Source organism: Thermus sp. (assembly GCF_056332225.1).
This window is the reverse complement of the sequence record NZ_JBWGQW010000224.1, coordinates 1-600: the sequence shown is the minus strand read 5'-3', so window position 1 is coordinate 600 and position 600 is coordinate 1. Positions and strand designations below refer to the sequence as shown.

At 69.8% G+C, this 600-nt stretch carries 1 pseudogene; it reads left to right on the top strand.

What is annotated here, in order from left to right:
• Window positions 1-600 (top strand): annotated as a pseudogene (locus AC01Y6_RS11035) (ISAs1 family transposase); the annotation flags it as partial.

Below are 600 nucleotides of genomic sequence, written 5' to 3'. Positions count from 1 at the left end.
CCCCACCTCGGCCTGCGCAAGCCCCCGGGCCACACCATCCTCACCCTCCTCCTGCACCGCCTGGACCCAAAGAAGCTCCAGGAGGCCCTCCTCCAGGCCTTCCCCGAGGCGGACCTAGAGGAGGTCCTGGTGGTGGACGGGAAGCACCTCCGGGGAAGCGGCAAGGGGAAAAGCCCCCAGGTCAGGCTGGTGGAGGTCCTGGCCCTGGGCCTAAAGACCACCCTGGCCCAGGCCCGGGCGGAGGGGAGGGAGGACCAGGCCCTTTTGGAGCTCCTGGACCGCCTGGGGGCGGAGGGGCTCAAGGGGAAGGTGGTGGAAAAAGGGGGGCGTACCTCTTCGTCCTGAAGGCCAACCAGGGGGAAGTGCTGGAGTGGGCCCTGGAGGTGTTCAAGGGCATGGAGGGGAGGAGGCTTCCCGGGTGCCGGCAGGCGGTGCGGGTGGAGCGGGAGGTGGCGGGGGCGAGGCGGCTTGGGGAGCTTCTCCTTTCCCGGTGGGAGGTGGAGAACCGGTTCTTCTGGGTGCGGGATGTTCTTCTCCGCGAAGATGCCTGCCAGGTGCGGGGAGTGGGGGCGCGGGTCTTGGCGGCCCTCCGGGCCTTTC